The sequence below is a fragment of the Alloalcanivorax sp. C16-1 genome, from assembly GCF_046507805.1.
Taxonomy (GTDB): domain Bacteria; phylum Pseudomonadota; class Gammaproteobacteria; order Pseudomonadales; family Alcanivoracaceae; genus Alloalcanivorax.
Genome location: NZ_JBKFTK010000002.1, coordinates 426,938 through 446,288 on the forward strand (window position 1 = coordinate 426,938; position 19,351 = coordinate 446,288).

Annotated in this window: 17 protein-coding genes; 9 read left to right on the forward strand and 8 right to left on the reverse strand. The window is 68.2% G+C overall.

Annotated elements, in window-relative coordinates:
* Window positions 1–297 precede the first annotated feature (297 nt).
* From ACLD0W_RS09180 to ACLD0W_RS09190, 3 genes are read left to right on the forward strand one after another with little or no spacing between them, the layout of a single operon-like run.
* Window positions 298–909 carry a TetR/AcrR family transcriptional regulator gene (locus ACLD0W_RS09180; protein WP_410307184.1) on the forward strand — a complete coding sequence of 204 codons (612 nt, stop codon included), beginning with the start codon at window positions 298–300 and terminating at the stop codon, window positions 907–909.
* Window positions 906–1,379, forward strand: coding sequence for a DUF4442 domain-containing protein (locus tag ACLD0W_RS09185; RefSeq protein ID WP_410307185.1), 474 nt, complete (start codon window positions 906–908; stop codon window positions 1,377–1,379). The genes ACLD0W_RS09180 and ACLD0W_RS09185 overlap by 4 nt, the downstream gene beginning before the upstream one ends.
* A gap of 19 nt (window positions 1,380–1,398) precedes the next feature.
* On the forward strand, window positions 1,399–3,078 hold the full coding sequence (locus ACLD0W_RS09190) for an acyl-CoA dehydrogenase family protein (protein WP_410307186.1): 1,680 nt from the start codon (window positions 1,399–1,401) through the stop codon (window positions 3,076–3,078).
* Window positions 3,079–3,118: 40 nt separating this feature from the next.
* On the opposite strand, the gene ACLD0W_RS09195 is transcribed toward ACLD0W_RS09190, so the two are convergent.
* Window positions 3,119–3,868 carry a ParA family protein gene (locus tag ACLD0W_RS09195; protein WP_410307187.1) on the reverse strand — a complete coding sequence of 250 codons (750 nt, stop codon included), beginning with the start codon at window positions 3,866–3,868 and terminating at the stop codon, window positions 3,119–3,121.
* A gap of 142 nt (window positions 3,869–4,010) precedes the next feature.
* Between ACLD0W_RS09195 and ACLD0W_RS09200 the strand changes: the two genes are divergently transcribed.
* Window positions 4,011–5,030 carry a DUF4062 domain-containing protein gene (locus ACLD0W_RS09200; protein WP_410307188.1) on the forward strand — a complete coding sequence of 340 codons (1,020 nt, stop codon included), beginning with the start codon at window positions 4,011–4,013 and terminating at the stop codon, window positions 5,028–5,030.
* Between the two features lie 2 nt (window positions 5,031–5,032).
* Here ACLD0W_RS09200 and ACLD0W_RS09205 read toward each other — a convergent pair whose 3' ends face one another.
* Window positions 5,033–6,745: a proline--tRNA ligase gene (locus ACLD0W_RS09205; RefSeq protein WP_410307189.1), complete on the reverse strand. Its 1,713-nt coding sequence runs from the start codon at window positions 6,743–6,745 to the stop codon at window positions 5,033–5,035.
* A gap of 147 nt (window positions 6,746–6,892) precedes the next feature.
* On the opposite strand from ACLD0W_RS09205, the gene ACLD0W_RS09210 reads away from it, so the two are divergent.
* A complete protein-coding gene (locus tag ACLD0W_RS09210; RefSeq protein WP_410307190.1) occupies window positions 6,893–7,312 on the forward strand; it encodes a PaaI family thioesterase in 420 nt (139 codons plus the stop codon).
* 12 nt (window positions 7,313–7,324) lie between these two features.
* On the opposite strand, the gene ACLD0W_RS09215 is transcribed toward ACLD0W_RS09210, so the two are convergent.
* The 6 genes from ACLD0W_RS09215 to ACLD0W_RS09240 form a co-directional block, all read right to left on the reverse strand.
* Window positions 7,325–10,783, reverse strand: a complete 3,459-nt coding sequence (locus tag ACLD0W_RS09215; protein WP_410307191.1) for a translocation/assembly module TamB domain-containing protein — start codon at window positions 10,781–10,783, stop codon at window positions 7,325–7,327.
* 14 nt (window positions 10,784–10,797) lie between these two features.
* Complete coding sequence (locus ACLD0W_RS09220) at window positions 10,798–12,552, reverse strand: autotransporter assembly complex protein TamA (protein ID WP_410307192.1); 1,755 nt, start codon at window positions 12,550–12,552, stop codon at window positions 10,798–10,800.
* Between the two features lie 105 nt (window positions 12,553–12,657).
* Window positions 12,658–13,209, reverse strand: coding sequence for a response regulator transcription factor (locus ACLD0W_RS09225; protein ID WP_410307193.1), 552 nt, complete (start codon window positions 13,207–13,209; stop codon window positions 12,658–12,660).
* Window positions 13,206–14,423: a sensor histidine kinase gene (locus ACLD0W_RS09230; protein ID WP_410307194.1), complete on the reverse strand. Its 1,218-nt coding sequence runs from the start codon at window positions 14,421–14,423 to the stop codon at window positions 13,206–13,208. The genes ACLD0W_RS09225 and ACLD0W_RS09230 overlap by 4 nt, the downstream gene beginning before the upstream one ends.
* 96 nt (window positions 14,424–14,519) lie before the next feature.
* Window positions 14,520–14,813, reverse strand: a complete 294-nt coding sequence (locus ACLD0W_RS09235; protein WP_410307195.1) for a PA4642 family protein — start codon at window positions 14,811–14,813, stop codon at window positions 14,520–14,522.
* A gap of 194 nt (window positions 14,814–15,007) precedes the next feature.
* A complete protein-coding gene (locus ACLD0W_RS09240) occupies window positions 15,008–15,385 on the reverse strand; it encodes an HU family DNA-binding protein (RefSeq protein WP_204429097.1) in 378 nt (125 codons plus the stop codon).
* Window positions 15,386–15,640: 255 nt separating this feature from the next.
* Between ACLD0W_RS09240 and aspS the strand changes: the two genes are divergently transcribed.
* The 4 genes from aspS to ruvA all read left to right on the forward strand — a co-directional run bounded on the left by aspS (window position 15,641) and on the right by ruvA (window position 19,347).
* Complete coding sequence (gene aspS / locus ACLD0W_RS09245) at window positions 15,641–17,404, forward strand: aspartate--tRNA ligase (protein WP_410307196.1); 1,764 nt, start codon at window positions 15,641–15,643, stop codon at window positions 17,402–17,404.
* A gap of 11 nt (window positions 17,405–17,415) precedes the next feature.
* Complete coding sequence (locus tag ACLD0W_RS09250) at window positions 17,416–18,150, forward strand: YebC/PmpR family DNA-binding transcriptional regulator (protein ID WP_410307197.1); 735 nt, start codon at window positions 17,416–17,418, stop codon at window positions 18,148–18,150.
* 79 nt (window positions 18,151–18,229) lie between these two features.
* Window positions 18,230–18,748: a crossover junction endodeoxyribonuclease RuvC gene (gene ruvC, locus ACLD0W_RS09255; protein WP_410307198.1), complete on the forward strand. Its 519-nt coding sequence runs from the start codon at window positions 18,230–18,232 to the stop codon at window positions 18,746–18,748.
* Complete coding sequence (gene ruvA, locus ACLD0W_RS09260) at window positions 18,745–19,347, forward strand: Holliday junction branch migration protein RuvA (protein ID WP_410307199.1); 603 nt, start codon at window positions 18,745–18,747, stop codon at window positions 19,345–19,347. Before ruvC ends, ruvA begins: the two co-directional genes overlap by 4 nt.
* Window positions 19,348–19,351: the final 4 nt, after the last annotated feature.

Below are 19,351 nucleotides of genomic sequence, written 5' to 3' on the forward strand. Positions count from 1 at the left end.
GGTGAGGTTAAGATTCCCGCCAATCCGCTCTGGAGGGTTCGTTTCCCCAACCCACCCAAAGCGGCGGCGATTCACCACCGAGCGTGGGGGTAAGCGGGGCGCCTTGCCGGGCCCCTTGAGAACAGGACGTTCGAAAGGGAGCCCCCAGGGACGGGTTCACGGCGTTCCCGGCAAGGCGCCCCGCTTACCCCCACGCGCCCCTCTGGAGGGAACCACCAACCCCACCCAGACCCGCCGCTTGCCCCAAACCCGGAATGATGATTCAATCCTTCAAACATCGGAACCGGGATTCCATTCATGGCCTATCGAGAAACCGCGCAAATCAAAGCCCGCAAGGCCGCTCAGCGGGACCATCTGCTGGCCACCGCCGAGACCCTGGTGCGGGCCGGTGGGTTCGCCGCCATGACCATGCAGGCGGTGGCGGAGCGGGCCGGGGTGGGCGTGGGCACGCTGTACCGGTATTTCGACAACAAGGCGACCCTGGCCGCCGCCGTGTTCGAGGCCGCCACCGCCCGGGAAGTGGCGGCGGTGGATCAGGCGCTGGGACGGGAGGGGCCCGCCGCCGAGCGGTTGGAGCGGGCGCTGCGGGTGTTCGCCCGGCGGGCGCTGGCGGCGCCCCGGCTGGCCTGGGCGCTGATCGCCGAGCCGGTGGAACCGGAGGTGGATGCCGCGCGGCTGCGCTACCGGGCCGCCTACGCGGATCTCTACAAGCGGGTGCTGGATGAAGGGGTGGCGCGGGGCGAGCTGCCGCCCCAGTCCACCGCCCTGGGCGCGGCGGCCCTGGTGGGCGCCATCGCCGAGGCGCTGGTGGGGCCGTTGTCGGCGCCGCTGGCCGACGCCGGCCTGCCGGACCAGTTGACCGCCTTCGCGCTGCGCGCGGTGGGCGCCGAGACCGGGGGCCGGGCATGAAGAATCCGCTCAAGGCGCTGTTTTCCGGAGCCGCTGGCCTGCGCCGGGGGCTGCTGCTGTACGGGCCTTTTCTCGGCGCCGGGGTGCGCGTGGACGAACTGAGCGCGGATTTCCGGCGGGTGCGGGTATCCATGGGCATGCACTGGTACAACCGCAACTATGTGGGCACCCACTTCGGCGGCAGCCTGTACAGCATGACCGATCCCTTCTACATGCTGATGCTGATGAACAACCTGGGCCGCGACTATGTGGTCTGGGACAAGAACGCCCGCATCGACTTCGTGCGCCCGGGCAAGGGCAGGGTGTTCGCCGAGTTCGAGCTCACCGAGGCGATGCTCGATGAGGTCAAGGCCGCCACCGCCGGCGGCGACAAGTATCTGCCCACCTGGCCGGTGACGGTCGTCGATGGCGACGGCAACACCGTGGCCGAGGTGAGCAAAACCCTGTACGTACGACGCAAGCGCGCGTGACGCGCCGGAGGATGGCACCATGAACGCCAAGCACGAGGAGCTTAACGTGGACGCCCTGGCCAGCACCCATGAGGTGTTCAACCAGGCGCCGCCGCTGGAAAACTACGACGCCTTCGCCGGCGACACCGCGCTCAAGGAGGCGGTGGTGCGCGAGGGCGGCGACCGGGCGCTGGACGATCTCAGCCGTTACGGCCGCGAGACCACCCGGCCGGAGGTCATCGAATGGGGCTACCAGGCCAACGCCAACAAGCCGGAATTCGAGCCCCACGACCGTTACGGCCACCGCATCGACCGGGTCAATTACCACCCGGCCTACCACCACCTGATGAACATGGCCCTGCGCGAGGGCCTGCATTCCTCGCCCTGGACCGACCCGGGCCCCGGTGCCCATGTGGTGCGTGCCGCCAAGTACTATATGCACGCGCAGATCGAAGGCGGCCACGGCTGCCCGGTCACCATGACCTTCGCCGCCGTGCCCAGCCTGGCACTGACCCCGTCCATCGCCGAGCGCTGGCTGCCCAAGGTCACCGCCCGGGACTATGACCCGCGCAACGTCAGCCATAACGACAAGCAGGCGCTCACCATCGGCATGGGCATGACCGAGAAACAGGGCGGCTCCGACGTGCGCGCCAACACCACCCACGCCCGTCCGCTGGGCGCCGAGGGCCCCGGCCAGTTGTACGAGCTGGTGGGGCACAAGTGGTTCATGTCCGCGCCCATGTGCGACGCCTTCCTGATGCTGGCCCAGGCCCCCGGCGGGTTGAGCTGCTTCCTGGTGCCGCGCTGGCGCGACGACGGCAGCAAGAACCCGCTGCAGGTGCAGCGTCTGAAGAACAAGGTGGGCAACGTCTCCAACGCTTCCTCCGAAGTGGAGCTGCGCGGCGCCCACGGCTGGATGGTGGGCGAGGAAGGCCGTGGCGTGCCGGCCATCATCGAGATGGTGGCCATGACCCGCTTCGACTGCATGATCGGTTCGTCCTCCAGCCAGCGTCAGGTGATGGCCCAGGCGGTGCACCATGTGGCCCATCGCGCCGCCTTCGGCGAGACCCTGCTGGACCAGCCGCTGATGCGCAACGTGATCGCCGACCTGCAGCTGGAAGTGGAAGGCTCCGTGGCGATGACCTGGCGCATGGCTCGCGCCCTGGACAACCAGGACGACGAACACGAGAAGCTGTTCGCCCGGCTGGGCGCGGCGGTGGGCAAGTACTGGATCTGCAAGCGCACGCCGCACCACGCCTATGAGAGCATGGAGTGCCTGGGCGGCAACGGCGTCACCGAGAACTTCATTCTCGCCCGGCTGTACCGGGACGCGCCGATCAACGCCATCTGGGAAGGCTCCGGCAATGTGCAGGCGCTGGACCTGCTGCGCGCCATGGGCAAAAGCCCGAAGGTGCTGGACGCCTGGTTCGCGGAACTGGCCGGCGCCCAGGGCCGCGACGCGGTGCTCGACAAAGCGGTCAACGACCTCAGAAAAGCCCTGGCGGACACCGACGATCTGCCGTACCGCGCCCGGGACCTGGTGGACCGCATGGCTCTGACCATGCAGGCCGCGCAGCTGGTGAAAGCCGGTAACGACGCGGTCAGCGAAGCCTTTATCCGCGCCCGCCTGGACAGCGGCCACACCCGCAACTACGGCAGCCTGCCGCGGGGGCTGGACGTGGACACCCTGGTGCGCCGCGCCAATCCGCTGGAGATATGAAGCGGCAAGCTTGAAGCTTGCAGCCTGAAGTTTGCGGCTCCTAAAGCTTCAAGCGCTCCGCCACCTCGAACCACATGGCCCGGTAGGCCTGGGCGGCCGGGGTATAGGGCGCGATCTCGCCCACCGGCGCCTGGTGGTCGCCCATCTGCTCCACATGGGTGGCGTAGGGCACCCAGGTTTTCAGGCCATCTTTCATTTCCGGCGGCCGCTTGACCAGCATCTGCACGTGCAGATCGCGGCGCCGGTCCACCATATTGAAGAAGGGCACCACCCGCAGGTGCTTGAATTTCTTGTCGTCGAGCCAGTCCAGCACCTGCCGGAAGGCGCGCAGGGACAGATGGGTGGGAATCACCGGAACGAACAGGTAGTCCGCCGCCGCGAAGATGCTTTCCGCCAGCGGGCTGAGGGTGGGCGGGCAGTCCAACACCACCAGCTCGTAGGATTCACCGAACGGCGCGATCAGTTCCTTGAGCCGGTTCTTGGCGCCGCCGCCTTCCGCCAGTTTGACGTCGGCGTTGCGCATGCTGATGTCGGCGGGGATCACATCCAGATGGGGCCAGCGGGTCTCGCGCTTGAAGCGGCCCGCCGGCTGTTTGCCCTTGAGCAGGCCCCCGGCCTTGTAGCCCGGGCTCTGGTCGTCCACGCCCAGATAGAAGCTGGCGGCGCCCTGGGGATCCAGGTCCCAGACCAGGGTGCGATGCTTCCAGCGGGCCGCATGCCAGGCCATGTTCACGGCCGTGGTGGTTTTGCCCACCCCCCCTTTCAGATTGTAGAAGGCGATGGTCTGCATGAGATGGTTTCCGGTTTCCGCGGTCGGCTTCCGAGGCTAGCATGAAACGCGGGGTATCTCACCGGCGGCGCCTTGTGGTCGCCGTCGTCAGCCGGTTTAATAGCCGGTCCAGGGAAGCCGACCACGGGCGCGGGAGAGCGGGGTGACCGTCGACAAACGTTACCAGGTGTACATCAGCACCACCTATCCGGATATGCAGTCCGCCCGCCAGGCGCTGATGCTGCCGCTGCTGGACCTGGGACTGATGCCCATGGGAATGGATTTGCACAGCACCGAGAGTCATAACCTGATGCCCGTGGTGCAGCGCATGATCGACGACAGTGACTACTTCGTGATCCTGCTGGGCGGCCGCTACGGCACCCTGTCGCCGCTGGGCCTCAGCTACACCCACCGCGAATACATCTTCGCCGCCACCAAGCGCAAGCCGGTGGTGAGCTTTATCCACGATGACCCGCTTAATCTGCCGCCGGACCAGCGCGAGCCGTCCCGGGAGGGCCAGGTGCGCCGGGACGATTTCGCGCGGTTGCTGGAAAACAAGACGCTCAGCTTCCGCTGGCGGGACGAGAGCGATCTTGGTGCCCGGGTGGCCCAGGTGATGCCCGACATCATGCGCCAGTACCCGGCGTCGGGCTGGGTGCCGGCGGGCGCCCGGAGCGGCGCCGGCGACGCCCGTGGCCAGGCCCTGGCCCGGCGGGTGGCGGAGCTGGAAAAGGAGCGGGAGGAATGGCTGGCCGCCCAGCGCGCGCCGCTGCGTGGCCTGGCCCGGGGCAGCGATCCGCTGGGTCTGGAGTATTCCTGCAACGTCTACGAAGGCGGCGACTGCAAGATGGCCATGACCCGTTGCGAGCTGGACTGGGACCGGGTGTTCGCCTGCGTGGCGCCGCTGATGCTGAATCCGGTGTCCGAGCCGGTGATGCAGAAGGCGCTGGAGGATTACATCGCGCGCCGTGCCCTGCAGGACGTGACCAAGGATTTCCCCAAGGCCCACGCGGTGCGCAACGTGGTGCTGGCGGGCCACGCCTTCAACCAGGTGAAGGTGCACCTGCGCACCCTGGGGCTGATCACCAAGACCTCGGAGACCGACAGCCGGGGCCTGCCGCTGTGGCGGCTCACCGCCCAGGGCGACAGCACCATGAGTCAGGTGATCGCCCAGCGGCGGTAGGGCTATCCCTTCAGCTTTTCCGTCAGAAATTCCACGATCCCATCCACCGGAACGTCCGTGTTTTCCGCGTCGGCCCGGCCCTTGTATTCCAGAATGCCGTTGTCCATGCCCCGTTCGGCGATCACCACCCGGTGAGGGATGCCCAGCAGTTCGCTGTCCGCCAGCTTGACGCCCAGCCGTTCCTTCTCGCGATCGTCGAACAGCACTTCCACGCCCGCTTCGCTGAGCTGCTGGTAAAGCTGCTCGGCCAGTTCCCGTTCGCGGGGGCTTTTCTTGATGTTCACCGGCACCAGGGCGACCTGGAAGGGCGCGATGGACCGCGGCCAGATAATGCCCTTGTCGTCGTGGTTCTGCTCGATGGCGGCGGCCACCACCCGGCTGACGCCGATGCCGTAGCAGCCCATGGGCATCACCACCGCCTTGCCGTTTTCGTCCAGCACCTTGGCGCCCAGGGCTTCGGAGTACTTGGTGCCGAGCTGGAAGATGTGGCCCACCTCGATGCCGCGCTTGATGGTCAGCGTGCCTTTGCCGTCCGGGCTGGGGTCGCCCTCGCGCACCTTGCGCAGGTCGGCCACCTCGGGCAGCGCCACGTCGCGCTCCCAGTTGACGTTGAAGTGGTGCTTGCCGTCCTGGTTGGCGCCGGCGGCGAAGTCGCTCATCACCGCCACGCTGCGGTCCACCACGCAGGGAATCGGCAGCCCCACCGGACCCAGGGAGCCGGGGCCGGCGCCCACGGCGGCGCGGATCTCTTCCTCGCTGGCGAATTCCAGCGGCGCGGCCACCGCCTCTAGATGCTCCGCCTTGACGTCGTTCAGCTCGTGGTCGCCGCGCACCAGCAGCGCCACCAGCCCGCCCTCGGCGCCCTTGACCACCAGCGTCTTGACGGTCTTCTCGATGGCCAGACCAAACTGCTCCACCAGCTGTTCGATGGTTTTGGCGTCGGGGGTGTCCACGGTGTTCATTTCGGCGCCGGGGGCGGCGCGCTCGCCGGTCGGCGCCAGCGCTTCCACCAGCTCCACGTTGGCGGCGAAATCGGACTGGTCGGAGAAGGCGATGTCGTCCTCGCCGGAATCCGCCAGCACCTGGAATTCATGGCTGGCGGCGCCGCCGATGGCGCCGGTGTCGGCCTCCACCGGACGGTACTCCAGGCCCAGACGATCAAAGATGGCGCAGTAGGCGCCGTGCATGATCTCGTAGGTCCGCTGCAGCGACGCCTCGTCGATATGGAAGGAGTAAGCATCCTTCATGGTGAATTCGCGGGCACGCATGATGCCGAAGCGCGGCCGGATCTCGTCGCGGAATTTGGTCTGGATCTGATAGAAATTCACCGGCAGCTGCTTGTAGCTGTGCACCTCGTTACGCACCAGATCGGTGATCACTTCCTCGTGGGTGGGGCCCAGGCAGAAGGGATTGTGGTGGCGGTCGGTGAAGCGCAGCAGCTCGGGCCCGTAGGCCGGCGCGCGCCCGGATTCCTCCCACAGCTCCATGGGCTGCACCACCGGCATCAGCACTTCCTGGGCGCCGGCGCGGTCCATCTCCTCGCGGATGATGCGCTCCACCTTGCGCAGCACGCGCAGACCGGTGGGCAGCCAGGTGTACAGACCGGAAGCCAGTTTGCGGACCATGCCGGCGCGCAGCATCAACTGGTGGCTGATGACCACGGCGTCGGAAGGGGTTTCCTTGACGGTGCCTAGCAGGTATTGGGAGGTGCGCATGGGCGAAGCGAATCCGTATCAGTGGGTGAAAAGCAAACCGGCATTCTAGAGCAGCCATCGGCTGCAAGCCACACGCCACGGCTTGCGGCGTGCCGCCCGCCGCTTTATGTTCCGGGTTCGTTTCGGGGAGAGAACAGGAAGAGAACCATGCTGACGGCCAAACAAGTGGAAGCGCTGATCCGCGGCGGGTTGCCGGCGGCGGCGGAGCAGGGCGTGGTGGTGGAAAGCGTGGACCGCAACCGGGCGCGGGTGCGCTACCGGTTCGACCCCTCCATGGTGCGCCCCGGCGGTACCGTGTCCGGCCCCACCCTGATGAGCCTGGCGGACGCGGCCATGTACGCCGCCATCCTCGCCAATCTGGACGGCCAGGAAATGGCCGTGACCCAGAACCTGAACATCAACTTTCTTAGCAAGCCGGCCCCCGCCGACCTGATCGGCGACGCCGAGATCATCCGCCTGGGCCGGCGCTCCGCGGTGCTGGAGGTGCGCATCTACAGCGACGGCGTCGAGGCCATGGTGGCCCATGTCACCGGCACCTACGCGATCCCGGCGGCGGATCGCGGCTAACGCCGCGAAGGGTTACCGCAGCTCTTTTTCCCAGATCAGGTCGATGGCCTGTTCCTTGCTGCTGGACTGGGCTTCCAGGTGCAGGGTGCGGGTCAGGGTGTAGCGCAGCATCACCGTGGAGATGGCGTCGAACAGACCCACCGCGTAGGTCAGATAGAGCCGCTCGGAAAGCCGTTTGCCGAGCATCAGGGCGGCGTCCTCGGTTTCCCAGTCGCTGCCGATGGAGATTTCGTCCAGGCCCAGGGTATCGCCGATCTTGCGGGTCACGCCGGCGCCTTTCTGCAGACCGTACAGCGCCAGCGCCTGGGCCACCTTGGCGGCGTCGCTGTCGGAACCGCTGTTGAGCGAGCGGCCGGTGATCAGGTAGGACATGGCCTGGCTTTCCTCCACCGCCGGGTCGGAGAAAATGCGGGCGTCCGGCTGCTGCAGGGTGCCGGACAGCTGCACGCCGACCACCTGGTTTTCACTGGGAATGCGGCGGATGGCGCGAATGTCCAGGGCCGGGTTGTCCGGCGCGCCCTGGAACAGCAGCCGGCCGTTCTCGATGGCCAGATTCTGGCCGTAGGCGCGATAGCGGCCTTCCACGATCACCAGTTCACCGTCCAGCTGGGCGGGCTGGCCCGGCTGCTGGGTGACGCGCAGATTGCCGTTCAGGGTGGCGGTCAGGCCGAAGCCCTCGAAACGCACCTTGTCGCCCAGGCCCACGGACACCGCCATGGCCAGGGGCAGGCCGCTGCTCTGCTCGGCGCGGGCGTCCACCAGCACCTGGTCCTTGCTGACGGTGACCGCGCTTTCCGGCAGCTCCCGGGGCTTGAGATCGGCTTCCGGAATGTTCAGGTCGCCGGTCAGACGCAGCACGTCGCCGTCGCCCTCCAGTTTCAGATCCGGTGAAACGTACACCACCGCGTCGCGGCGGTTGGTCACTCGCAGGCGGTCGCCGGTGACGGTCAGTGACAGGGCCAGCGGCGACCGGGTGGGCGCCCAGCTTCCATCCAGATTGAGGGTGCCGTCGCCGAGGCCGGCGCGGCCCTCCAGCCGCAGGGTGCCGGTGGCGTCGCCGCGCACGCTCAGGCGTACCCGCTCGGCGGTGATGCCCAGGTCCGGCACCGTGGCGCGGCCGTCTTGCAAAGCCAGTTCGCCGCTCACCGCCGGCCGCGCCGGATTGCCGGCCAGCGTCAGGTCGCCGGTGAGCCGGCCGGCCACCTCGCCGACCCGTGGGATCAGCGGCGCCAGGTCCGCCAGGCTGGGCACGTCCACGCGGATGTCGCCGTCCATGGGCGCTTCGGCATCGAGGCCGGACGCCACCCGGGCGTGCAGTTCGCCCTGGTCCGCGATCACCAGATCCAGCTGGTTATTGAGGCGGTTGTCTTCCAGCGTGCCCTCCAGCCGCGCGTCGCTGAGACGGAAGGTGGCGGGTTCTTCCAGGGTGGTCAGGGTCAGCTCGGTGCCGTCCAGGCTCAGCCGCCACTGCCCGGAGAGGGCATTCAGGGTGCCGCCGATCCGGCCATCCCCATTCAATTCGCCGCGCAGGGCGGTGCCGTCGCCGAGCCAGGGTTCGGCCAGCGACAGGGGCAGGGCGGCGATGCTGACCTGGCCGTCCACGGCGCCGCCCCGATGGCTGCCCTCGGCGCACAGGCGCCCGCCGGCGCTGCCGGCCAGGCACAGGGTGTCCAGGCTCTGCCGGTCGGCGCCCAGCTCGAAGGGCGCCGGTTGTTGCAGTTGCCAGGTCCCGGCGCGGGGCTGGCTGAGCCGCCATTCGCGGATTTCCCCGCGCCAGCGGTTGCGGGCATCCAGGCCGGCGTTCAGCGCCAGCCGGGTATCGGCGTCGTCGGCGCGGGCGGTGAGCACCAGTTGGTGATCGCCGCGCCGGCCTTCCAGGTCCAGGGTCAGGGCGTCCACGCGGGTGACGCCGGCCTGGGTCAGATCGTCGCCGCGCAGGGCCAGGCTCATGGCCGCGTCGCCCGGTGTCAGGTTCTGGAAGCGCGCTTCCAGGGACGCCAGGTGCCAATCCTGGTAGCCCAGCGCCTGGCCCCGGGCGGTGCCGCTCAGGCGCGGGGTTTTCAGGGCGCCGCGCAGTTGCCAGTCGGCCTCCAGCTGGCCGGCGGCGGGGGCATGCCAGCGGCTCAGCCGGGCCACGCTGATCCGGCCGTCCAGGTTCCACTGCTCGCCGATGCGGCCACCGGCGCGCAGCCGGTCCTCGCCCCAGCGGCCGTCCAGGGTCACGGTCAGATCGCCGCCGGCGGGCTGGTCGGCGCGGCCGGTCAGGGTCAGCGGCGTGCCTTTCAGGCTCCCCTCCAGGCGCAGTGGATCGGCGCCCACGCTCCAGTCGTCGGCGCCGCGCCAGTGGCCCCGGGTGCGGGTGTCCAGGGCCAGATCGGCAGGCCACTCCGGCGCCACCACCGCCGGATTCAGGTGGCGGCCCCGGGCGTCCAGGTCCCAGGCGATGCCGTCGGCGTAATCCAGTTGTCCGGCCAGGGTCAGGGTCTGCTGCTCGCTGGTCATCGCCAGCCGGGTGAGCACCAGCCGTTGCAGGCCCGCCTGCCCGGCCAGTTGCAGATGGATGGGATGGCCATCGGCGGTGAGGTCGGCGGCGCCGTCCACGTCCACCGCTTCCAGATTGCCTCGGGTGGTGAGCCGGCCGGCGCCCAGGGCCACCGGTACCGGCGTCTCCACCGGCAACGCCTGGGCCGGCCAGGTATGGGTGAGGTCCAGGCTGACCTCACCGTCCCGGTAGCCCAGGTCCCCCTCGGAGTCGAGCCGGGCCGGCGCGCTCAGCCGGTGGGTCAGGTGCAGTTTTTCCGGGGTGCCGCTCAGGATCAGGCGGCCGGCGGTCTCGTGTTGCTGTTCGGCTTGCGCCGGGCGGCGCCAGTCCAGTTCGCCGTCCAGTTGATAGGGTTGTTCCAGCTGGCCGTTCAGGCTGGCCTCCAGCCGGGTGTCCTGGACCGTCAGGGCCAGGGCCGGCAGCGCCAGGTCATCGTCGGCGGCCAGATCGTCGCCGCGCACATCCTCGATCACCAGCGGCGCGTCGCCGTTCAGGGTGAACCGGCCCAGGCGCAGCTGGTCCACGCGCACGCCCAGGGGCGGCGCCAGGCGGTCGGGCAGCGCGAACGGCGGGGCGTCCGGATCGGCGGGCTCGCCGGCGGGCAGGGTCAGGGTGATGGCGTCGGCGCGCAGATGGCGCAGTTGCAGCCAGCCGTACCAGAGCTGGCGCGGGGCCGCTTCCAGATCCAGGCCGTCGATTTCCACCGCCAGGGTCTGGTCGTCGCTGCCCTGCCGGTAGCTCAGCCGGTCCACGGTCACGCCGTTGAGCAGGCTGCCCCGCCAGTTCTCCACCACCAGTTCGCCGGGCAGGTAGGGGCGGGCCCGTTCCAGCAACCAGAGGTTGCCGGCGCGGGTGCCGAGCAGGCCGAACAGGGTGCCCAGCAACAGCAGCGGGATCACCAGCAAAAGGATCAGCAGAACTCGTCTCATCCGTGCGCCGCCGCTCACAGGTCCGGCCCCATGCTCAGGTGCAGGCGCCAGTCCCGGTTTTCCTCCACGCCGCGGGCCAGATCCACCCGGATCGGACCCAGCGGCGAGCGCCAGCGCACCCCGAAGCCGGCGCTGCGCTCGATCTCGTAGTCGTCGAAATCGTTGAAGGCGTTGCCGGCGTCGCCGAACACCGCCACGCTCCAATTGTGGGTGATCGGGTAATCGTATTCCACGCTGCCCACCAGCAGGTGGCGGCCGCCGATCACGTCGCCGTCGTCGTTTTTCGGGCCCAGGGATTCGTAGGCGAAGCCGCGCACGCTGGCGTCGCCACCGGCGAAGAAACGCAGCGAGGCGGGCAGCTCGGTGACGTCGCTGACGTCGGTGAAACCGAACTCGCCGCGGGTGATAAAGCGACCCTTGAACACCGGCAAGATCAGTTTGCCCCACAGGTCGTACTGGACGAAGGTGGCCGACGAGGACAGCGCCTTGTGGGCGCCACGCACCTTGCCGCCCAGCCGCCAGCCGAAGCGCGGGTAAACCGGATCGTCGGATTTCACCCGGCTGAGCTGGAAGCCCGGGATCACCAGCTCCGCCTGGTCCACCTGGTCGGCCACTTCGTAGGTTTCCCGCAGATACTCGATGGACGGCGTGGCCACCCAGCCGGAGTCCAGCTTGACGATGTAATCGGCGCCGACGCTGAAAATTTCGCTGTCGGTGGTGTCGGTTCGTTCGTTCACGTAGCTGGTGCGCAGCTCGAGCTTTTCGTTGAGCGGGTCGCTGAGCGGAATGGTGTAGCCGGCGCCGACCCCCTGGCGCACCCCGGACAGTTCGGTCTCCGCCCGGGCCTTGTGGCCGGCGGCGTTGACGCGTCGGTTCTCGATCCCGAGCCGCACCCGCGGACCGGTGTCGGTGCTGACGCCGACCCCGGCCAGCAGCGCCCACTTGTTGCGCGGCGTGAAGTGCAGGGTGATGTCGATGGTGCGGTCGGCCTGGTCGGGCTCGCCGCGCTCCACCCGCACGGCGCTGAAATAGCCGGTGCCCAGGTAGGCCTGCTGCGCCGACAGCAGGCGCTCGTTGCTGAACGGCTCGCCGGCGGCGAAGCCCAGGTAGGCGCGCACCAGACGGTCCTTGAGCCGGGTGTCACCGGCCAGGGTCACCGAGCCGAAGTGATAGCGCGGGCCGCTGTCCAGGTACAGCACCACCCGTGCCCGGTGCCGGTCGCGGTCCACCTCGAGGCGGTGTTCGGTGAGCGCGCCCTCGGCGTAGCCGCGGTTGATCAGCAGCTGCTGCAGGGTGCGTTTGAGGGCTTCGTAGCGGTCATGGCGCAGACGTTGTCCTTCGCGCAGGCCGCTGTCGTCCACCGCCCGTTGGAACGCCGGGTCGCTGGCGGCTTCGCCCTGAATGCGGATGTCCGGCCCGGTGAGCAGCGTGGGCGGTCCCGGGTCCACGGTGAGCGCGAGCCGGAAGCAGTGGTCGTCGTCGGCGTTGGTCCAGCGCGGCGTCAACACCGGCTGATAGAACCCCAGGGCCTGCAGAGCGCTGCGCGCGTCGTCGCGGACCTGACGGCGGATCAGCGTTTGCTGGCCGGGGCCGGGCCGGCACGGGTAGCGGCTCAGGTCCACCAGGGTGCGCACATTGGCGGCCACGCCCTCGGGCAGTTCGCCTTCCAGGGTCAGTTCCGGCTGCTCGTCGGCCCGGGACGGCGAGGTAAGGGCCAGGCCCAGCAGGGTGGCGAGGGCCATCAGGGTTAACAGGCTGTGACTGCTCATTACCGCCTTTCGGGTCCCGGTCCGTTGGGAAAAGAATCGAGCCCGCATTGTCGGCAAGCGGGTCCGTCGGGGGCAACCCCAAAACGTTATTTACGGCGAGAAAGCTCAGTCGCGTTCGAAGTGTTTGGGGCTGGGCCGTTTTTTCAGCCGCCGCTGCAGGGTGCGGCGATGGATGCCAAGAGCGTCGGCGGCCCGGGAGATATTGCCCTGGTGGGCGTCAAGAACCCGTTGAATGTGCTCCCACTCCAGCCGTTGCAGCGAAGGGGGCGCGTCGGGCAGGGCTTCCAGATCGCCGGGGTCGCGGGCCAGGGCGTCGAGAATGTCGTTGGCGTCGGCGGGTTTGGTCAGGTAGTTGCGGGCGCCTCGTCGGGTGGCGGCGACGGCGGCGGCGATGCTGCCGTAGCCGGTCAGCACGATCACCCGGCACTCGGGAAAACGGGCCAGCAACGGGGCGATCAGATCGAGGCCGTTGTCGGCGCCCAGATTCTGGTCGAGCACCGCCGCGTCCAGGGCGGGCAGGGTGGCCAGCAGCCGCCGGGCGCTGGCCAGATCGGCGGCCCAGTGCACCTCACAGCCGTGGCGGGTCAGGGCGCGCTGGGTCTGGCGGCCGAGAATGTCGTCGTCTTCCAGCAGCAGCAGCGACGCGGGCACGGTCATGGGCCGGCCTCCGGGGCGGGCAGGGGTGTCGGCGATTGCCATTCAATACGAGCCTGGCTCCACTGGTGGTGGAAGTCCAGCCGCAGGGTGGCGCCCAGCACCTCCAGGGTGGCCTCCACCAGGGCCAGGCCCACGCCCAGGCCCTCGCGATCCGTGGGCCCTCGCTGGCGCGGGCCGTCGTCGCTGATCTGCAGCACCTGGCGCTGGCCATGGTCTTCGAGCCGCACCACCAGCCGTTCGGCGCCGGCGTCGATGGCGTTGTAGCCCAGGTTCGCCAGCACCCGGAACCAGTCCGGCGCCGGCGCCAGGATGCGCCTGGTGTCGCCTTCCACGGTCAGTGCCAGGGTCGGTTGCAGATGACGCAGGTGCAGACGCAGCCGCTCGCACAGGGTGCCGTAGTCGCAGCGTGGCGGCAGTTCCGCGTCGGTCTGGCGCAGCCGCTCGGCGACCCGTCGGGCCAGCGTGCCGATCTGGGTCAGATCCTCGCGGGTGGTGTCCGGCAGGCCCGGTTCCTGAAGCGCGTTGTCGGCCAGCATCACCAGGCTGCTCAGTGGCGTGTTCAACTCGTGGGCCTGGTGCGCCAGGGTGGCGGCCACCTGATAGAGCCGCTCGCGGCGGCCGGCCAGTTCCAGCAGCCGTTCCTGCTGGCGTTGCTGGTCGCGGCTCAGCGTCTGGATCACCTGGCCAAGCAAGGTGAGCACCCCGGCCAGGGCCACGAACACCACGCTCATGCCGAGGCCGTGGGTGGGGCTCAGCTCCCGGCTCAGGGCGTGCAGGGTGGAATGCGGATCCGGCGCGCTGTGCCACAGGCCCACCACCAGATAACCGGCCAGGGTCAGCGCCAGCAATCCCCAGGCCCCGCGCGACGGCTGGGTCAGGGCCGCCAGCAACAGCGGCACCAATAAATAGAAGGACAGCGGATTGGCGGCGCCGCCCAACTGCTGCACCACGATCAGCACCGCCAGCAGATCCAGCGCCAGCTCCACCCCGAGCAGGGTGCGCTGCCGGGAAGCACGCACGTTGAGCGAGCACACCGCCACCAGGCTCGGTACCAGCAAGGCGGCCAGCCCGAGCAGCACGTTGGGCGGCGGCAGCAGTTCCGGGGAAACGCGGCGCAGGGTCAACAGCGCCAGCGCCAGGCTCAGCACCAGCAGGCTGCGCAGAGCGATCAGGCGACGGCGCCAGACGCGATGGACGTTGGGGAGGGCGGTCATGGGGGCAGATTGTAGCGCGCCGGCGCGGGAAGGGATGTGGCGTTTTGCCGCAGGCCGGCGGAGCGGGGCCGCCGGCCCCGATCGCGGGAGCGCGGATCAACCGCCGGCGCGTTCCAGAATCGCCACGAACGGTTCGCTCTTGCCGTGGCCGCGCACGATCTCGAGCAGGGTGCGGCCTTCCGGGTCGGTGGCGCGGATATCGCGGCCCTGTTCCTGGAAGAACGCCACGAAGCGCTCGAAGTCCTCGGCGCGCAGGGCGCGGTAGGCCTTGAGCAGCACATGGAAATCCGGGTCCTCGCCTTGTTCCGTCGGGAAGTCCAGAAACACCTTGATTTGTTCGTCGGTCATCGGTTCGCCGATGACTTTTTGTTTGTCCTTGCGTTCAGCCATGGAAATGCCTTTGCTCCAGCCTGCGGGTCGGGCGCCGATTATAGGGGCGGTGGCGGTGGAATGACACCGGTGGGCGTGGCGGGCCGGCGGGCGTGGCGGGAAGGAAAGCGGGTGGAACGAGGCGGGGAGGGCGGCAAGGCGCCGGACCGGATGGGGCGCTCCGGGCCGGCGCGGGGGCCGGCCCGGTGGCCGGATTACTGCGCCATATCCTTGAGCTTCTTGAGCGGGCGAACCTTGACCACGGTGCGCGCCGGCTTGGCGGCGAAGGTGGTTTCCGCGCCGGTGAAGGGGTTGATGCCCTTGCGCGCCTTGGTGGCGGGTTTCTTCTGGGTCACTGCCTTGAACAGGCCCGGCAGGGTGAACTGGCCGGCGCCACGCTTCTTCAGGTGACCTTCCATGATGTCGGTCAGCTCGTCGAAGACGGCGTTGACGTCTTTCTTGGTGAGGCCGGTGGTTTCGCTGATCTGGGTGATGATCTGGGATTTGGTCATCGGGTCGGTGATGGTCTTGACCTTACGCGTGGCGGGTGCCGCTGCGGCCTTCTTCGCCGTTGCCTTTTTCTTTGCAGCCATAGGATCGCTTACCCCTTTGGTAGTACTCGTGGTTGGTGACTCGTAGTGGTCATTTCGGTGCGCATCCAGTTATATGCCAAGCAAAACCCGGGTACAAGGCGTGCAGCCCCTATTTTTTGTGTGTTTCGGCACGAATTGAGGTTTGCGCACGGGGTTAGCAGGGCCAACCGTGAATCGCTATACTAGCCGCCTTTTCAGCCACCCCCCGACGACGCGCCGGGGTGGTCTCTTCGGATACAACGACGGACAGTGGAAATGCGTAGCCATTATTGCGGTGATTTGCGGGCCTCCCACGACGGGGAAACGGTACGGCTGTGCGGTTGGGTGCACCGCCGCCGCGACCACGGCGGGGTGATCTTCCTGGACGTGCGCGACCGCACCGGCCTGGTGCAGGTGGTGTTCGATCCGGACACCGAGGACGCGTTCGCCCTGGCCGACAAAGTGCGCGGCGAGTACGTGCTGCAACTGGAAGGCCGCGTGCGCCTGCGCGACGAGGCGGTCCGCAACCCGCGCATGGCCACCGGCGACATCGAGGTGCTGGGCAAGAGCGTGACCATCCTCAACGAGGCCCAGACGCCGCCGTTCGAGCTGGACGAGTACTCCGCCGCCGGCGAGGAAGTGCGCCTCAAGTACCGCTACCTGGACCTGCGCCGTCCGGAGGCGCTGAAGCGCTTCCAGTTCCGCTCGCGGCTGACCCACGCGGTGCGCGCCCACCTGGAAGGCCAGGGGTTCATGGACGTGGAAACGCCGATCCTGACCCGCGCCACCCCGGAAGGCGCCCGCGATTATCTGGTGCCCAGCCGCACCCACGCCGGCAGCTTCTTCGCGCTGCCGCAGTCGCCGCAGCTGTTCAAGCAGTTGCTGATGGTGGCCGGCTTCGACCGCTACTACCAGATCGCCAAGTGTTTCCGTGACGAGGACCTGCGCGCCGACCGCCAGCCGGAATTCACCCAGATCGACCTGGAAGCTTCCTTCGTGGAGGAAGACGACATCATGGCGATCACCGAGGCGATGGTGAAAAGCGTGTTCAAGGACATGCTCGAGGTGGACCTGCCCGAATTCCCGCGCATGACCTACGAAGAGGCCATGCGCCGCTACGGCTCCGACAAGCCGGACCTGCGCGTGCCCCTGGAACTGATCGACATCGCCGACCTGATGGACGGGGTGGAGTTCAAGGTGTTCGCCGGCCCCGCCAAGGACCCGAAAGGCCGGGTGGTGGCCATGAACGTGCCCGGCGGCGGTGACCTGAGCCGCAAGGAAATCGACGAGTACACCAAGTTCGTCGGCATCTACGGCGCCAAGGGTCTGGCCTACATCAAGGTCAACGATCTGGCCGCCGGCGCCGAGGGCCTGCAGTCGCCGATTCTCAAGTTCCTCACCGAGGAAGCGATCCAGGGCATCCTGGCGCGCACCGGCGCCGCCGACGGCGACCTGATCTTCTTCGGCGCCGACAAGGCCAAGATCGTCAACGAAGCGATCGGCGCCCTGCGCGTCAAGGTCGGCCACGAGCGCGGCCTGGCCAAGGGCGACTGGGCGCCGCTGTGGGTGGTGGACTTCCCCATGTTCGAGGAGGAAGACGGCCGCTACTACGCGCTGCACCATCCGTTCACCATGCCCAAGTGCGACCCGGAAGAGCTCAAGAGCAACCCGGAAGGGGCGCTGTCGCGGGCCTACGACATGGTGCTCAACGGCACCGAGCTGGGCGGCGGCTCGATCCGTATCCACCGCCCGGAGATGCAGCGGGTGGTGTTCGAGGCCCTGGGCATCGGCGACCAGGAAGCGGAGGAGAAATTCGGCTTCCTGCTGGACGGCCTGAAATACGGCGCGCCGCCCCACGGTGGCCTGGCCTTCGGCCTGGACCGCATGGTGATGCTGATGACCGGCGGCGACTCGATCCGCGACGTGATCGCCTTCCCGAAAACCCAGACCGCCGCCTGCCTGATGACCGACGCCCCGTCGCCGGTGGATAATCAGCAGCTTCGGGAAGTGGGTATTCAGGTTCGCAAAGACGATAAATAAAGGGAGCGGATATGGCAGGTCACAGTAAATGGGCCAATATCAAGCACCGTAAGGCGGCCCAGGACGCCAAGCGCGGTAAGATTTTCACCAAGCTGATCCGCGAGATCACCGTGGCCGCCCGCATGGGCGGCGCCGAGATCAACGACAACCCGCGCCTGCGCGCGGCGGTGGACAAGGCGCTCGGCAACAACATGACCCGGGACACCATCGACCGGGCCATCAAGCGCGGCGCCGGCGGTGACGACACCTCCAACATGGAGGAGATCACCTACGAAGGCTACGGTAAGAACGGCGTGGCGGTGCTGGTGGAAACCATGACCGACAACGTCAACCGGACCGTCTCCGAGGTGCGCCATGCGTTCTCCAAGTTCGGCGGCAACCTGGGCACCAGCGGCTCGGTGGCCTTCCTGTTCACCAAGCGCGGCGAGTTGTTCTTCGAGCCCGGCGTGGACGAAGAGAAGCTGATGGAAGCGGCCCTGGAGGCCGGCGCCGAGGATGTGGAAGAGAACGAGGACGGCAGTTACCTGGTGATCACCGCCCCGGACCGCAGCTTCGGCGACGTGACCGACGCGCTCAAGGCGGCGGGTCTGGAAGCCGCCGACGCGGAGGTGACCATGCACCCGTCCACCCGCGCCGATCTGGACGCCGACACCGCCGAGACGGTGAGCAAGATGATCGACCTGCTGGAAGACCTGGACGACGTGCAGAACGTCTACACCAACGCCAACTGGCCGGACGACGAATAACCATCGCTCCTACTGGACATAAGAACAGCAGGCAGGTTAGATAGACCTGCCTTTTTTATATACAGGCCACAGGCGCACCATGACCATTCTGATGGGCATCGACCCCGGCTCGCGCCACACCGGCTATGGCGTGATCAGCCAGGTGGGCAATCGCACCACGGTGGTGGATTTCGGCACCATCAACACCACCGGTGCCGAGATGGCCCCCCGGTTGGGGCAGATTTTCGCCGGGCTGCGCGAGGTGCTGGCCCTGCACCGGCCGGACGAGGTGGGCATCGAAAAGGTGTTCATGGCCCGCAACCCGGATTCCGCCCTGAAACTCGGCCAGGCCCGTGGCGCCGCCATCACCGCGGTGGTGCAGGGCGGCGTGCCGGTGTTCGAGTATTCCGCCCGCCAGGTCAAGCAGGCGGTGGTGGGGCGCGGCGGCGCCGAGAAGGGGCAGGTGGCGGAAATGGTGCGTCATTTATTGAAGCTGGATAAAAGGCCGCAGGCGGACGCCGCCGACGCCCTGGCCATCGCCCTTTGCCACGCGCACATGCGGGTATCGCTGGCGCGGCTGGGCGGCGCCTCCGCGGTGCGGCGAGGACGGGTACGATGATCGGACAACTGAAAGGCACCCTGCTCGACAAGCGCCCGCCCCGACTGCTGCTCGACGTGGGCGGCGTCGGCTATGAGGTGGAAGCGCCGATGACGGTGTTCTACGACCTGCCGGAAACCGGTGGCGAGCTGCTGCTGCACACCCATTTCGTGGTGCGCGAGGACGCCCAGCTGCTGTTCGGCTTCGCCAGCCGCTATGAGCGGGAGCTGTTCCGCAGCCTGATCAAGGTCAACGGGGTGGGGCCGAAGATGGCGCTGGCGATTCTGTCCGGCATCGAGGCGGACCGGCTGGCCGCCTGCATTCGCGACCAGGACACCACCTCTCTGGTGAAGGTACCCGGCATCGGCAAGAAGACCGCCGAACGGCTGGTGATCGAGATGTCCGACCGGCTCGACAAGCTGGACGGCGCCCCGGCGGCGCTGCCCGGCCGGGTGGCCCTGGACGCCGCCCCGGACGCCCGCGCCGATGCGCTGGCGGCGTTGGAGGCGCTGGGCTACCGCAATAAGGAAGCGGCCGCCGCCGTGGCGCGGGCCGCCGAACAGGGCGACGACAGCAGCGAGGAGCTGATTCGCCGCGCCCTGCGAACTCTGGCAAGGTAAGCGT

What these genes read in the sequence shown, in the direction of transcription:
- ACLD0W_RS09230 (WP_410307194.1), bottom strand. Translation starts at nt 14,423, where the DNA reads ATGACCGCCCTCCCCAACGTCCATCGCGTCTGGCGCCGTCGCCTGATC.
- ACLD0W_RS09195 (WP_410307187.1), bottom strand. Translation starts at nt 3,868, where the DNA reads ATGCAGACCATCGCCTTCTACAATCTGAAAGGGGGGGTGGGCAAAACC.
- aspS (WP_410307196.1), top strand. Translation starts at nt 15,641, where the DNA reads ATGCGTAGCCATTATTGCGGTGATTTGCGGGCCTCCCACGACGGGGAA.
- ACLD0W_RS09180 (WP_410307184.1), top strand. Translation starts at nt 298, where the DNA reads ATGGCCTATCGAGAAACCGCGCAAATCAAAGCCCGCAAGGCCGCTCAG.
- ACLD0W_RS09220 (WP_410307192.1), bottom strand. Translation starts at nt 12,552, where the DNA reads ATGAGCAGTCACAGCCTGTTAACCCTGATGGCCCTCGCCACCCTGCTG.
- ACLD0W_RS09210 (WP_410307190.1), top strand. Translation starts at nt 6,893, where the DNA reads ATGCTGACGGCCAAACAAGTGGAAGCGCTGATCCGCGGCGGGTTGCCG.
- ACLD0W_RS09205 (WP_410307189.1), bottom strand. Translation starts at nt 6,745, where the DNA reads ATGCGCACCTCCCAATACCTGCTAGGCACCGTCAAGGAAACCCCTTCC.
- ACLD0W_RS09215 (WP_410307191.1), bottom strand. Translation starts at nt 10,783, where the DNA reads ATGAGACGAGTTCTGCTGATCCTTTTGCTGGTGATCCCGCTGCTGTTG.
- ACLD0W_RS09225 (WP_410307193.1), bottom strand. Translation starts at nt 13,209, where the DNA reads ATGACCGTGCCCGCGTCGCTGCTGCTGCTGGAAGACGACGACATTCTC.
- ACLD0W_RS09190 (WP_410307186.1), top strand. Translation starts at nt 1,399, where the DNA reads ATGAACGCCAAGCACGAGGAGCTTAACGTGGACGCCCTGGCCAGCACC.
- ruvC (WP_410307198.1), top strand. Translation starts at nt 18,230, where the DNA reads ATGACCATTCTGATGGGCATCGACCCCGGCTCGCGCCACACCGGCTAT.
- ruvA (WP_410307199.1), top strand. Translation starts at nt 18,745, where the DNA reads ATGATCGGACAACTGAAAGGCACCCTGCTCGACAAGCGCCCGCCCCGA.
- ACLD0W_RS09235 (WP_410307195.1), bottom strand. Translation starts at nt 14,813, where the DNA reads ATGGCTGAACGCAAGGACAAACAAAAAGTCATCGGCGAACCGATGACC.
- ACLD0W_RS09240 (WP_204429097.1), bottom strand. Translation starts at nt 15,385, where the DNA reads ATGGCTGCAAAGAAAAAGGCAACGGCGAAGAAGGCCGCAGCGGCACCC.
- ACLD0W_RS09185 (WP_410307185.1), top strand. Translation starts at nt 906, where the DNA reads ATGAAGAATCCGCTCAAGGCGCTGTTTTCCGGAGCCGCTGGCCTGCGC.
- ACLD0W_RS09250 (WP_410307197.1), top strand. Translation starts at nt 17,416, where the DNA reads ATGGCAGGTCACAGTAAATGGGCCAATATCAAGCACCGTAAGGCGGCC.